This is a genomic window from Sphingomonas sp. Ant H11 (assembly GCF_000797515.1).
Taxonomy (GTDB): Bacteria; Pseudomonadota; Alphaproteobacteria; order Sphingomonadales; family Sphingomonadaceae; genus Sphingomonas.
Genome location: NZ_JSBN01000030.1, coordinates 22,974 through 35,676, shown reverse-complemented (window position 1 = coordinate 35,676; position 12,703 = coordinate 22,974). Strand labels below are relative to the sequence as shown.

The following is a 12,703-nucleotide window of genomic DNA, read 5'->3' as shown; positions in this document are numbered from 1 at the left end:
GGGGCCATAAGCGAGCCCCGCGCCGAGCGGCCAGGCCGATAGCGGCGCGCCGGTCAGCCGCTCGACCGCGATGCCGAGCAGGATGAAGTTGATGTCGGAATAGACCGGGGGACCGTGCCGCCACTCGCGCTGCAGCACGAAAGCGCGCAGCCGCTGCGGGTCATCGCCATAGGTGTAGATCGGCTCGACGGCGGGGAAAAAGGTGCGGTGCGCCAGGCAATCGCGGAAGGTCAGGCGGCGCTCGGGCGCGCCGGCAATGTCATATTGCCGCAAGTCCGGGATCGCCTCGGTCAGTGGCGCATCGAGATCGATCCGGCCCTGATCGGCGAGGTGCAGGATCATCGTTGTCGTTGCGATTACCTTTGAGACCGAAGCGAGATCGAACCAATGCGCTTCGGTGAGCACCTCCGGTTCGGGCAGCAGCGCGGCATGGCCCGCGACCTGCACCGCGCGCTTGCCGTCGGCGGTGACGATGCCGAGCGTTGCGCCCGGAATACGCCCCTCGGCGACCGCCGCCGCCGCTGGCGCGAACGCGCGTTCGATGTCGATCATGCCCCCTCCTCCCGCGCCCGCACCCGCGCGATCAACGGCAGGAACAGCACCGCCGCCAGGCTGAGCCCGCCCGACAGCCAGAAAAATCCGTCAAAGCCGATATGCCGCGCGATATTGCCCCCCGCCCCCGCAAGCAGGCGCGGCAGCAGGAAGGCAAAGCCCGACAGAAACGCATATTGCGCGCCGGGATAGCGCGGGTTCACCAGCATCGACAGGAACACGACGAACACAGCCCCTTCCATGCCATGCGCGAACTGGTCGAGCGCGGTGGCGATATAGATGACATGCGGGCTAGGCGGCTGGAACCACAGCCACACAAAGATCCAATTGCCCAGCGCCGAGCCGATCGCCCCCAGTGCCAGCGCGCGCGTCAGCCGCAAGCGCACCGCCAGCAATGCCCCCACCGCAACACCCGCCATGCTGCTCGGCAACGCGACGAAACCGTCGGCAATTCCCATGGTGGTAAGGTCGTAATGCGCCGCGATTTCCAGTGGCTTGGACAAAGCCAGCGTGAGCACGTCGCCCATGCGGTAAAAGCTGACAAAGGCCAGCAGCGGCAGCACCGGATAGCCAAAGCGCCAGAAGATATCGACATAGGGCCCGGCCATCGTCGATCGCCGTGCCCATGCTCCCGCCGGAAGGCGGACGATGCGCGGCAGCAGCGCCGCCATGATGACGAAGGGCAGCAGGCACAGCACCAGGACGGCAGTGGTGGCATCGGTTTTGGCGCTGATCCCGATCGCCGCCGCCGCGCGCAACACCAGCGCCCCCACCCCCGCCGCGAGGAACAGCGACAGGCCCAGGATCACGGCGCTGGCTCCGAGCCCGGTTGTCAGGGCAACGCTGCGCGCGGGTGGCGCAGCGCGCCCCGTGCCAACCTGTGGACGCATCATCGCCAGGATCGGCAGCGGCGCGAACGCACCGGCGGCGATCACCAGATAGGCCCAGGTCCAGTTGGCGTGATCGGCGACGATCAGTGCGCCGCTGCCCGCCGCGACCATCGCGCTGCGATAGCCCCACAAATTGGCGGCAGTGAGCGGGCCCTGCGTTTCGGGGGTCGGAGCCAGCTCGATCCGCCATGCGTCGGCCGAGACTTCCAGCGTCGTCGTCCAGAACGCCAGCAGTAAGGCGAACAGCGCGGTCAGCGGCAGGCTGGCATCGCTCGAGGTGAACGCCATTGCCACCATCGCGGCGAAAATGCCCAGTTGCGAAAGCATGATCCACCCAAGCCGCTGCCCGAAAAAGCGGGCGAAACCCGGCACCGAGAAGCGGTCCAGCAAGGGTGCCCAGAGAAATTTCAGCGTCGGCAGCAACTGCACCCAGCCGAAAAAGCCGATCAGCACCAGATCGACGCCGTGCTTCGCCAGCCGGGCCGACAGGATCGTCGAAAACATGTAATATGGCAGCCCGGCGGAAAAGCCGAGCAGCAAGTATAACGCGAAACGACTGCGCGCGGATTCCAGCCCGCTGGCAACGGTCGGCATTTCCGGCAGTGACGCGCCGGATACCACCGTCGACATCGCATTCCCCCACGTGCGGCCGCAATGCTGCGCCGCAGTCATGCTCCTCTGCGGTTGGCCCAGCGTCAATCCCGCACTGGTGCGCGCGCGCAACACTTTTGGTCAAATCCGTCGCAAGAGATGCCCATAGGCTATGGCACTCGCAAGAGAAACTATGGCGCGTTGCAACATTCCTGTTACCTAATGTCCAGGGTTGCGCGGGGGCGCAAAAAGGGGGTTCAGACTATGACGTCGCTCAAGACTTTGCTCGTTTCCGGCACGGCGTTCACCGCCTTGACGTGTCTTTTCGCCGGGACCGGGTTCGCCCAGACGACGCAGGAAGCGGCGACGCCGACCGGGGCAGCCACGCCCCTGATCGGTGCGGGAGAAACGTCGAGCAAGGCGGACTCGGCCGACATTCTCGTCACCGGCTCGCGCATCAAGCAGAACCCGAATGACAGCGCGCTCCCCTTGCAGGTCATCACGGTCAAGGAACTGCAACGCAACAGCATCAGCAGCCCCGAACAGCTGATTGCGTTCCTCACCGACAATGGCAGCTCCGCCGACAACCTCGCCAGCAACTCCGACGTCGTAACCTCGGAACGGCGCGGCAATAACGGTGCGTCCTTCGCCAATCTCCGCGGCCAGGGCTCGGCAGCGACCTTGGTGCTGCTCAACGGGCGCCGGGTCGTGCGCAAGGCACCACCGGGTCCGCCGTCGACGTCAACCAGATCCCGTTCGCGGCGCTCGACCGCGTCGAAGTGCTGAAGGACGGCGCATCGGCGATCTACGGCACCGACGCGGTCGGCGGCGTCATCAACTTCATCACCAAGAAGAATTATCGTGGCCTCGGCGCAACCGCTTTCACCGACGTAACCGAGAAGGGCGACGCGCCGATCTACCGCGTGTCGGGAATCGCCGGTTTTGGCGATCTCGACAAGCAGGGCTTCAACGTGATGGGGACGGTCAGCTATAGCTGGATTTCTCCGCTCGAGGCGCATTCGCGCAGCTTCGTCAACACCTTCCAGCATGACCGCGGCCTTGGCGTCGATACGCGCGGCACGCCGTTTGCGACGATCGTCAACCTGGCTGGCACCAGCTTCGCTACATCGTCAGCGTTTCCGCTGATCCCGGGCACCAACGTGCGCGCGACCGGCGGCATCAACGCCTTGCGCTTGCCCGGACAGGCCGGCTGCAACGCCGTGCCGGACCAAGACATTTACGATACCGACGTGTGGGGGGCACCGGGCAATGGCCTCGCTTGCTCCTATGATACCGGCAAGAACGTGTATCTCCAGCAACAGCTCAACACGCTGACCTATCTCGGTCGCGCGGTGAAGCGGTTCGGCGAGCACGAAATAGCGCTCGAAATCACGGGATCGAGCGCGGACTCGGTCAAGCGCTTCTCGCCGGTGCAGATCACGCCCAACACCACCACGCAAAACTACAAATATTCGAGGGTCGCGGGCGTCAACGATGTCGCGTTCGACAACCTCGTCAGCCGCATCAACAGCGTGTTCCCGGGGCTGCTGAACGCCAATTCGACCTTCTCCTATCGCTGGCGCTGCGTCGAATGCGGGGAGCGCGAGATCTCGACCACCACCACCACTTTCCGCGCGGCGCTGAATGCGACGGGCCCGCTGTTCAAAGGGTGGGATTATAGCGCTGGCATTTCCTATGCCGACAGCATCTCTTCTTCGACGCTCGGCAGCGGTTATTATTATCAGGACGCGCTGGTCGCGGCGCTCAACAGCGGCGCGGTCAATCCGTTCCTGTTCCCCGGCCAGACGCAAAGCGCCGCCGGGATGGCAGCCATCCAGTCGGCCTCGGCGAACGGCGTCGTGCTGTATGGCGGCAAATATTCGGTCAAGCAGGGCGATGCGTCGGTCTCGGGATCGTTGTTCAACATGTGGGGCGGCATGGTGAAGCTCGCAGCCGGGGTCGACTTCCGGCGCGAGGAATATAAGTTCAACGGTGACCAGCGCGCCGTACAGCGCACGATCATTTCGGCACCATTCGACAATGGCAATGCGCTCAACGGCGTCCACCGCGACATCAAGGCGGTCTATGGCGAATTGCTCGTGCCCATATTCAAGGGCTTCGAACTAACGCTCGCCGGTCGCCTTGACGATTATTCGGGCTTCGGAACGACGACCAATCCCAAGATCTCGCTCAAATATCGGCCGTTCAAGCCGATCATGTTCCGCGGCTCCTACAATACCGCCTTCCGCGTCCCGTCGTTCAACCAGATCTTCAATCCGGACACGGATTCGGTCTATACCGGGTCTGATTTCGCAGACCCCAAAAACTGCCCGAACGGCACCGTCAATGCGGCGAACGGCTGTCCGTCGCTCAACAACAACGTCAACATCCGCAACGGCGGGAACCTGGCGCTGGGACCGGAGACCGCGACGATGTTTAGCGGCGGCGTAGTGTTTGAGCCATCGCGCCACTTCAGCGCGACCGCAGACTTCTGGTCGATCAACCGCAACAACACCATCCAGGTGCTGCCGCTGCAATATCTGTTTGCCAATTATTCGATCTTCCAGGACCGCTTCATCCGCGATTCCACGGGCAAGCTGACCGTCATCGACCAGACCTATGCCAATGCGGGCAACACTAAGACCCAGGCCATCGACTTCACCGTGCGCGGCAGCATCGACGCGCTCGGCGGCAGCTTCGGCGCGGGGTTGGACGGCACGTTGCTGCTGAAGAAGGAAGAGAAGGTCAACGCCAGCGCCGCTACCATCCAGCAGCTTGGCGTATACTCGCTCGCGTCCGATCTTGGCCTGCGCTGGAAGCACAATGCGTTCGTGAGCTATTCGAACGATGATTTCAGCCTGTCGCTGACGCAGATCTTCCGCTCGGGCTATAAGAACCAGGTGCTGCCAGGCGTGCTGGCCGGCACCTTCAACCCGTCAAACGACATCACCGACGTCGCGGACTATATCTACTACAACCTCTCCGCGTCTTATAACGGGATCAAAGGGTTCAAGCTGACCTTCGGTGTGCGCAACCTGTTCGACACCAACCCGCCCTTCGCGATTTCCTATGACAGCAACAACGGCAGCGGCAGCTCATGGGAGCCGCGCGTCGCGGATCCGCGTGGTCGCTCCTTCACCATGCAGGCCGAGGTGAAGTTCTAAACCGACGGCCACAAGCCGTCCTCAAACCAATGAAGCGCGCCCGGTTGCAATAGGGGCATCGACTGCAACCGGGCGCGCCGCGTCACAAAGGCAGCATCGCGTATTGTGTTAACGCGAAGGTCGCGCCCTCAATGCGCCAGGGCGCTCTTGCTCCAACCAAGCGCCTGCGCGGTAACCGCCAATTGCGTGCGGTTGTGTACCTTGAGTTTGCGCATCAGCGCGGTCATGTGGGCTTTGACGGTCGCCTCGGCTATGCCGAGGTCATAGGCAATCTGCTTGTTGAGCTGGCCGCAATAGACGCCGTCGAGGACCTTGCGCTGTGTCGGGGTCAGGCGAGCGAAGGGAGCCGAGGCGTCTCGGTCCAGCGTGGCCTCGCTCACCGCTATTTGCTGCCTCGTCATCTAAGCCCTCCCCCTTTCGCGGCGTGATGGCACACGTCGCGTCCGACTGTCGGCTTCTGCCGATCAAACGAAACTCGATGCGAGTCTCGATGGCTGATCCTATTCAAATTGGTTGGACAGATTCAAGCGCATATTACAATTTCGACCGATTTTGCGCGAATAATCTTGGAATATTGCGCATTGCTGTCGTACAGATACTTCCACGCAGCCCGCACATTGCGAGAGACTGCGGCGGAGAAGGGGGTCCAATGGTCCATTCGCAATCGCTGGCGCATGGCCGCACCGTACCCGCCACCGCGCTGATCGCGGCGCACGCGCGATGAGGCCCGAGGATTACCGCCTGATCGTGGCGGCCATGCTCGGCATCGGCTTGTCGATCGTCCTGATCGTTCGCGGGCGCTTGCATCCGTTTGTCGCGTTGCTGTCGGGCGCGTTCGTCGTCGGTATCATCGCCGGCCTGCCGATTGCTGATACGGCAAAGGCCATTCAGAAGGGCGCGGGCGATATTCTGGGCGGCACCGGGCTGGTGGTCGCGCTCGGTCTGGCACTTGGCGCGATGCTGCAATTGTCGGATGCCGCCGCAGGCCTCGCGCGGACCGCCTTGCGATGGGCCGGGGTACGCGGCGCGCCCTGGGCGAGCGTGGCGACGGGGCTCCTCATCGGCTTGCCGCTGTTCTTCGAAACCGGGCTGGTGCTGTTGCTGCCGATCGTCGCGGCGGCGGCGGCGGCGCTCCCGGCGGGTGCGAACCAGGATTCGGCCAAGCTGCGGCTGATGCTGTCCGCCCTGGCCGGGCTGTCGGTGGTGCACGCGCTGGTGCCGCCGCATCCGGGCCCGTTGCTCGCGGTCGAGGCGCTGCACGCCGATTTGCTGCGCACGCTCGGTTATGGCTTGCTCATCGGCATCCCGACCGCGATCGTCGCGGGGCCCGTGCTCGCGAAATTCACCGCGCGCGGCGTAAAACTGGCCCCGCCCCTGCTCGCCCCGACAGTGCTGAACATGCCGGCACCCGCGAACTGGCGCGCGCTGCTGGTCGTGCTGATGCCCGTGGTCCTCATCGCAGCGGGCCAGGCGGTCGCGCTGCTGCCGCCGCCGGTCGCAGCGCGCTTTGGCGTGCTTGCGGTGGCCAGCAATCCGGTCCTCGCATTGTTGATCGCGTGTTTGGCGGCGCTGCCGCTGCTGTTCGGTCGGCGCATCGGCGATGCCAAGGTGCAGGAAGCGATCTGGGCCGAGACGATGCAGCCGGCGGGCGCGATCCTGCTGGCGATCGGTGCGGGCGGCGCGTTGAAGCAAGTACTCGTCACGGCTGGCCTGTCCGATTTGCTGGCGCGGGTCGCGACCGGCGGGCCGTTGTCGCCGATCGTGCTGGCGTGGCTGGTCGCGGTCTGTATCCGCCTCGCCACCGGTTCGGCCACGGTCGCGACGATCACGACTGCGGGCATCATGCCCGCATTCGTCGCCGCCTCGGGCGCGTCGCCCGAATGGATCGTGCTGGCGATCGGTGCCGGATCGCTCTTCTTCAGCCATGTCAACGATCCTGGATTCTGGCTGGTGAAAAGCTATCTCGGCATCGACACACCCGCGACGTTTCGCACCTGGTCGGTGATGGAGACCGTCGTGTCGGTGCTCGGACTGGCGTTGATCCTTGTTGCCAGCCACCTATTCTGACGGCACGCGACCGGCGCGGTGACCAAGGAACGACCGATGAATGAAGGGCGCTTAGCCGACCGGGCCTATGCCGGGATCGTCGAGATCATCAATGGCGACGGGCTGGCGGTGGGCGATCGCCTGCCGTCCGAAGCGCGGCTGGCGGAAATGTTCGGCATGTCGCGCACGATCGTGCGCGAGGCGCTCGTCCGCCTCGCCGCCGACGGCATTACCGAGGCGCGCCGCGGTGCGGGCTCATTCGTCAAGGGTCGCCCTTCGGACCGGCTGATCGCCTTTCTGCCGATGGACCATATGTCGGCGACCTTTGGCACTTATGAGGTGCGCTTCGTGCTCGAAGCCGAGGCGGCACGCCTCGCGGCCACGCGCCGCTCGAGCGAGGAAATGGCGGCGATCGAGGCCGCGATGCACGCGCTCCGCACCGCCTTGCTGTCGAGCGCACCAGCGCATGACGAGGACATGGCGTTGCACCGGCAAATCGTGCTGGCGACCGCCAACCCCGCCTTTCTGGTCGCGTTCGACGCGCTGTTCGGCGATGTCGACCGGATTATGCGCGCCGGTGTCGATATTTCGCGCTCGCGCCCGCCCGAGGTGATCGGCGCGATGCTGCGAGAGCATGAGATGCTGGTCGACGCGATCCGGGTGCAGGATGCCGACGGCGCGGCGCTCGCAATGCGCTGGCATTTGTCGGAAGGCCGCAAGCGGCTGCTGCCCTAATTGCGCAACAGCGCGGTCGTGCTGCTGGGCGTCGCGCGCTTGCCACCGCCTGGCACAAGCCAGCCACCATCGCTCAACCAGTCGGCGAGCCGGTCAGGCCAATGTTGCAGCGAGACGCGCTCGGCATGCATCGCGACGTTGAAGCCATGGTCGGTATCGGCGAACAGGTGCAGTTCCGCCGAGACATGCGCGCCGCGCAATTGCTGGTAGAGCGTGAGGGTCGGCTCGGCGCAACAGGTGTCCAGGGTCCCGGCGGCCAGGAACGCTGGCGGCGCTTCTGCAACCGCTCGCGCGGGCACGCCGAGCGGCCCCGGATAGATCAAAACCTGAAAGTCGGGTCGCGCGTCGATCCGATCGATGGCATCGCCCGAAGGCTCGGGCGGTGCCGGGTTGTCTGCAACCAGCGACACGAGTTCGCCGCCTGCCGAAAATCCCATAAGGCCGATGCGACGGGGATCGACGCCATATTCGGCAGCATGCGCCCGCACGAAGCGCACGGCCCGCCGTGCATCGGCCGCCGCGTCGCGCTCGATGCGATAGTTTGAGCCTGTTTCCCGGGCGAGACGATATTTCAGTACAAACACCGTCACGCCAAAGCGGTTGAGCGCACGGGCGGGCATCAACCCCTCATTCACCCACACCAACATACGGTGGCCACGCCGGGCGCGATGATGATCGCCGCGCCATTGGCATGTGCCGGGTCGGCGCGCAGCAGCGTGAGCGACGGGCGATGCACGCTGCGGATATACGTGTTTTCGACGATCTCGGGCGTATCGCGCAGCGGATCGACGCCCGGGGGACCATCTGGCCAAAGCGGAAGCTCGATCGGCGCGACAACAGGCACGAGCGCCGGGGTCTGCGCCATAACGGGCCCAGCCACCAAGCAGAGCACGGCAAAACCGGCACGCCATTTCATCGTTTCTGCTCCACGGAAGGGTGACCACCGCCGTCCAACCACGCAATCGCTTCTGCGCAGAGCCGATCGGGTGCGGCAGCTGCGTCGAGCGTGGTCGCCGCCTCGTCCGGGGCAACCCGCTCGAGCGTGCAGAGCTGGCTCGTCAGCAGGCTGCTCGGCATATAGTGCCCTGCGCGATTGGCGAGCCGTTGGCGCAGTTCCTCCGGGCTACCGTCCAGCAGGATGAACCGCGTCGGCGCGCTGATCGCCGCCACCAGTCGGTCGCGATAGCTGCGCCGCAGCGCCGAGCACGCCGCCACCACCAGCCCGTTGACGCGCACCTCGGCATCGATCGCGGCCCCCAAACGGTCGAGCCACGGCCAGCGATCGGCGTCGTTCAGCGGCTGGCCGCTGCGCATCTTGGCCACCGCCGCCGCGTCGTGAAACGAATCGCCCTCCAGGAACGTTGCACCAAGCCTGGTCGCGAGCAGCCCACCCAGCGTGGACTTGCCACTGCCGCTGACGCCCATCACGATTACCGCCATCGGCGCGACCACGCTGTGACTGACTGCCCGTTGCAAAATGCTGTCCCCAAAACCGGACTGGGCCCCGACGCGCCGCGTCGGCCCCGGGCCTTTCATAAGCCCTGATACTGCAGGGCGCATCGGCCTGGGAACTACGACCATCGTCGCGGATGGCACGCGCATGATGGTCGCTTATGCACAGCATCGGCCAGACGCGCAGGCGTCGGTTGGGGGAGAGGCAAAGCACCGTGAAGAGACGAGCTGCCATGCTGGCGACGACTGCGGTGGCGCTGCTGGCCCCGGTCACGACGTGCGCGGCCCAGGCCCGGTCGGTGCTTGCAACGGCTCCGAATGAGCCGCGCGCGGTAACGGTTAGCGGCGCGAAGGACGGCCATGTTGACGCGACCGCAGCGATCCAGCGCGCGATCGACGCCGCGCGCATCACCGACGGCAATGGCATCGTCTTCCTGCCCTCCGGCCGTTATCGCCTGTCACACAGTATCCTGGTGCCGCCCGGCGTGCGGATCCTGGGCGTGGGGCCGACGCGCCCGGTGCTGGTGCTGGCAGATCTCACACCGGGCTTTCAAAGCGGTGTCGCGACGATGGTGGTGTTCACCGGCGGTGACCAATATGCCGTGGGCAAGGTTCCCGTGCCCGTGCCGACCGTGGTGCCGCCCAGTGGCAAGGGCGGCAGCGAGGTGCGCGACGCCAATTCGGCGACCTTCTATTCGGCGATGAGCAATATCGATGTCGAGATCGGCGCGGGCAATCCGGCCGCCGCGGCGGTGCGCTTCCGCGTCGCGCAGCACGCCTTTCTCAGCCATATGGACTTCCGCTTGGGCTCAGCCTTTGCCGGCGTCTATCAGGCCGGCAACGTCATGGAGGACGTCCACTTCCATGGCGGGCGCTATGGCATCCTCACCGAAAAGACCTCGCCCGCCTGGCAATTCACGCTGATCGATTCGAGCTTCGACCATCAGCGCGACGCCGCGATCCGCGAGCATGAAGTCGACCTCACGCTCGTCAACGTGGCCATTCGCGATACGCCGATCGGGATCGATATCGACCCCCGGCTATAGCGACTCGCTGTGGGGCAAGGACGTGCGGTTCGAGCGCGTCTCGCATGCGGGGTGATCATCAGCCGCGAGAGCAGCGCCTTTACCCAGATCGGCTTCGACAACGCGCTCGCCACCGATACGCCGGTGTTCGCACGTTTCCGCGAGAGCGGGAAAACCGTCGCCGCCCCCGCGCGCGCATACCGCGTGGCGCGCTTTTCGCACGGCCTCGCGGTGCCGACGCTCGGCGCGACCGGCCGGATCGCGACCGACGTGCAGAGTACGCCGATCGCAACCCTGCCCCCGCCCCACCCCAACGCCATTCGCGCGCTGCCTGCGGTGGCGGAGTGGAGCAACGTCCGCGATCTCGGCGCGCGCGGCGACGGCACGACCGACGACACCGCCGCGCTGCAGCGTGCGATCGATACGCAGCGCGTGCTCTATTTCCCGGTCGGTTTCTACCGCGTCACCAATACGCTCAAGCTACGGCCCGATACGGTGCTGCTCGGCCTGCACCCGGCGCTGACCCAGCTCGTCTTGCCCGACAATAACCCCGCTCATGCAGGCGTCGGCGGCGTGGTTCCGATCCTCGAAAGCCCGAAGGGCGGCAGCAACATTCTGTCGGGCCTCGGCCTGTTCACTGGCCGCATCAATCCGCGCGCCTCGGCGTTGCTGTGGAAATCGGGGGCGGATTCGCTGGTCGACGACGTCAAGATCATGGGCGGCGGCGGCACCCCGACGGCGGACGGCCTGCCGCTCGGCGCGCGGAACGCGCATAGCGGCGATCCGGTCGCGGACAATCGCTGGGACGCGCAATATCCGAGCATCTGGGTGACCGATGGCGGGGGCGGCACCTTCGCCGATGTGTGGACGCCCAACACCTTCGCCCAGGCCGGTTTCACTGTGTCGGACACCAAGACACCGGGGCACGTCTATCAGCTCTCGGCCGAGCATCACGTTCGCAACGAGATCGTGCTCGATGGCGTGGAGAATTGGGAATTTCTCGCGCCGCAGACCGAACAGGAAGTCGGCGAAGGGATGGACTCGACCTCGCTCGATATCCGCAACTCGCGCAACCTGCTGTTCGCCAATGATCACAGCTACCGTGTGACGCGGACCTTTCACCCGGCAGTGTCGGCGGTGAAGCTGACCAATGCCTCGGACATTCGTTTCCGGAATGTCCATATCAACGCCGAGAGTGGCTTTGCGACCTGCCAGGCAGATGGCTGCGGCACCTATTTGCGGGTCAGCAAATTCCCGTTCGAAAATGCGATTCAGGACAGGACCCAGCACCTTGAGGTGCGCGAGCGCGAGTTCGCCAGCCTCGACATTCCCGCCACCCCCGTGCTGGCCGAGGCCCCCGCTGCGGTGCCGGGTGCCGGGCCGGTCCGCAAACTCGAAAGCGGCTTCTTCTCAATCTCGGGCGCGGCGGTCGATGCTACGGGCGCGCTCTATTTCGTTGAGCATCGCTTCCAGCGGATCTATCGCTGGAGCGCGGCCACCGGCCTCGAGATCGTCCGCGACGCCGCGCTCGATCCGGTCAATCTCGCGGTCGAGCGCTCGGGCAAAGTGCTGGTGCTGTCCTCGCTCGGCGCGGAAGGCAGCGTCTATGCGATCGATCCTGCCGCATCGAAGACCGACGTCACGGTCATCGCCCCGTCGCCAGTTGCCGAGCACCGCGATGCGGACACGCTCCTCCCCGGCAATTGGTGGAACAATGGCGAATTCCGCGATCAATACGATGCCCGGACCGATCATTTCACCACGCTCGGCGAAATGTTCGCGCGCGACGCCGCCACGCCGAAACCCCGCGAATATGTCTCGCCCGACGGTAGCCTCGTACTCCCGGCGTTTCGCGTGTGGCAACAGGGCACACCCGACCATGTCGGCTGGCGCTTCTCCGACACGCTCGACGCCTATAGCCTGGTCCACGGGCGCATCGGCGCGCGCGTCTATGCCAGCAACGAATCCGAAGGCCGCACATACAGCGCGCTGGTCGCGCGGGCGGCACGCTTTCCGACCTGAAGCCCTTTGTCGAGCGCGCCGGAGAGAGCGTCGCGGTCGACGCCCAGGGCCGCGTGTTCATCGCGAACGGGCAGGTCTTCGTCTACGCACCCGACGGCAGCGAGATCGGCCGGATCGACGTGCCCGAACGCCCCCTCCAGTTGATCTTCGGGGGCACCGATCACGCAACGCTCTTCATCCTTACGCATCACGCGCTTTACGCCGTCGCGATGCGCGGCGGATGACC

Annotated in this window: 10 protein-coding genes and 1 pseudogene; 5 read left to right on the top strand and 6 right to left on the bottom strand. The window is 65.3% G+C overall.

Annotated features, from left to right (window positions below):
- Positions 1 to 552: serine hydrolase domain-containing protein (locus tag NW75_RS07250; RefSeq protein WP_156142987.1), on the bottom strand; the 552-nt coding region annotated here is incomplete at its 3' end.
- Positions 549 to 2,072, bottom strand: a complete 1,524-nt coding sequence (locus NW75_RS07245; protein ID WP_033964496.1) for a permease — start codon at positions 2,070 to 2,072, stop codon at positions 549 to 551. The genes NW75_RS07245 and NW75_RS07250, both read right to left, overlap by 4 nt.
- Positions 2,073 to 2,297: 225 nt before the next feature.
- On the opposite strand from NW75_RS07245, the gene NW75_RS22780 reads away from it, so the two are divergent.
- Both NW75_RS22780 and NW75_RS07240 read left to right on the top strand, forming a co-directional pair.
- Positions 2,298 to 2,819 (top strand): TonB-dependent receptor plug domain-containing protein, encoded by a 522-nt coding sequence (locus NW75_RS22780; protein WP_052192281.1) that lies wholly within the window; start codon positions 2,298 to 2,300, stop codon positions 2,817 to 2,819.
- Entirely contained in the window at positions 2,783 to 5,197 is a 2,415-nt protein-coding gene (locus NW75_RS07240; protein ID WP_443024445.1) for a TonB-dependent receptor domain-containing protein, read from the top strand. Before NW75_RS22780 ends, NW75_RS07240 begins: the two co-directional genes overlap by 37 nt.
- Positions 5,198 to 5,325: 128 nt before the next feature.
- On the opposite strand, the gene NW75_RS07235 is transcribed toward NW75_RS07240, so the two are convergent.
- Positions 5,326 to 5,598: a helix-turn-helix domain-containing protein gene (locus tag NW75_RS07235; protein WP_033964489.1), complete on the bottom strand. Its 273-nt coding sequence runs from the start codon at positions 5,596 to 5,598 to the stop codon at positions 5,326 to 5,328.
- Between the two features lie 319 nt (positions 5,599 to 5,917).
- Here NW75_RS07235 and NW75_RS07230 point away from each other — a divergent pair, with 319 nt between their 5' ends.
- Together NW75_RS07230 and NW75_RS07225 are read left to right on the top strand one after the other, a co-directional pair.
- A complete protein-coding gene (locus NW75_RS07230) occupies positions 5,918 to 7,264 on the top strand; it encodes a GntP family permease (RefSeq protein WP_033964488.1) in 1,347 nt (448 codons plus the stop codon).
- A 36-nt stretch (positions 7,265 to 7,300) separates the two neighbouring features.
- Positions 7,301 to 7,978 (top strand): FadR/GntR family transcriptional regulator, encoded by a 678-nt coding sequence (locus NW75_RS07225; protein WP_033964495.1) that lies wholly within the window; start codon positions 7,301 to 7,303, stop codon positions 7,976 to 7,978.
- Here NW75_RS07225 and NW75_RS07220 read toward each other — a convergent pair.
- The 3 genes from NW75_RS07220 to NW75_RS07215 are packed head-to-tail and all read right to left on the bottom strand — an operon-like array spanning position 7,975 to position 9,418.
- Positions 7,975 to 8,598: an alpha/beta hydrolase gene (locus NW75_RS07220; RefSeq protein WP_231565029.1), complete on the bottom strand. Its 624-nt coding sequence runs from the start codon at positions 8,596 to 8,598 to the stop codon at positions 7,975 to 7,977. The two genes, NW75_RS07225 and NW75_RS07220, sit on opposite strands and share 4 nt — an antisense overlap.
- A gap of 11 nt (positions 8,599 to 8,609) precedes the next feature.
- Entirely contained in the window at positions 8,610 to 8,843 is a 234-nt protein-coding gene (locus tag NW75_RS26105; protein WP_231565028.1) for a hypothetical protein, read from the bottom strand.
- A gap of 47 nt (positions 8,844 to 8,890) precedes the next feature.
- The gene (locus NW75_RS07215) at positions 8,891 to 9,418 is read right to left on the bottom strand and encodes a gluconokinase (protein WP_231565030.1); all 528 of its coding nucleotides are present in this window, start codon (positions 9,416 to 9,418) and stop codon (positions 8,891 to 8,893) included.
- Between the two features lie 245 nt (positions 9,419 to 9,663).
- Between NW75_RS07215 and NW75_RS07210 the strand changes: the two are divergent.
- A pseudogene (locus NW75_RS07210) lies at positions 9,664 to 12,701 on the top strand (glycosyl hydrolase family 28-related protein).
- The last annotated feature ends 2 nt before the right edge of the window (positions 12,702 to 12,703 follow it).

What these genes read in the sequence shown, in the direction of transcription:
- NW75_RS07245 (WP_033964496.1), bottom strand. Translation starts at nt 2,072, where the DNA reads ATGTCGACGGTGGTATCCGGCGCGTCACTGCCGGAAATGCCGACCGTT.
- NW75_RS22780 (WP_052192281.1), top strand. Translation starts at nt 2,298, where the DNA reads ATGACGTCGCTCAAGACTTTGCTCGTTTCCGGCACGGCGTTCACCGCC.
- NW75_RS07235 (WP_033964489.1), bottom strand. Translation starts at nt 5,598, where the DNA reads ATGACGAGGCAGCAAATAGCGGTGAGCGAGGCCACGCTGGACCGAGAC.
- NW75_RS07230 (WP_033964488.1), top strand. Translation starts at nt 5,918, where the DNA reads ATGAGGCCCGAGGATTACCGCCTGATCGTGGCGGCCATGCTCGGCATC.
- NW75_RS07225 (WP_033964495.1), top strand. Translation starts at nt 7,301, where the DNA reads ATGAATGAAGGGCGCTTAGCCGACCGGGCCTATGCCGGGATCGTCGAG.
- NW75_RS07220 (WP_231565029.1), bottom strand. Translation starts at nt 8,598, where the DNA reads ATGCCCGCCCGTGCGCTCAACCGCTTTGGCGTGACGGTGTTTGTACTG.
- NW75_RS26105 (WP_231565028.1), bottom strand. Translation starts at nt 8,843, where the DNA reads ATGGCGCAGACCCCGGCGCTCGTGCCTGTTGTCGCGCCGATCGAGCTT.
- NW75_RS07215 (WP_231565030.1), bottom strand. Translation starts at nt 9,418, where the DNA reads ATGGCGGTAATCGTGATGGGCGTCAGCGGCAGTGGCAAGTCCACGCTG.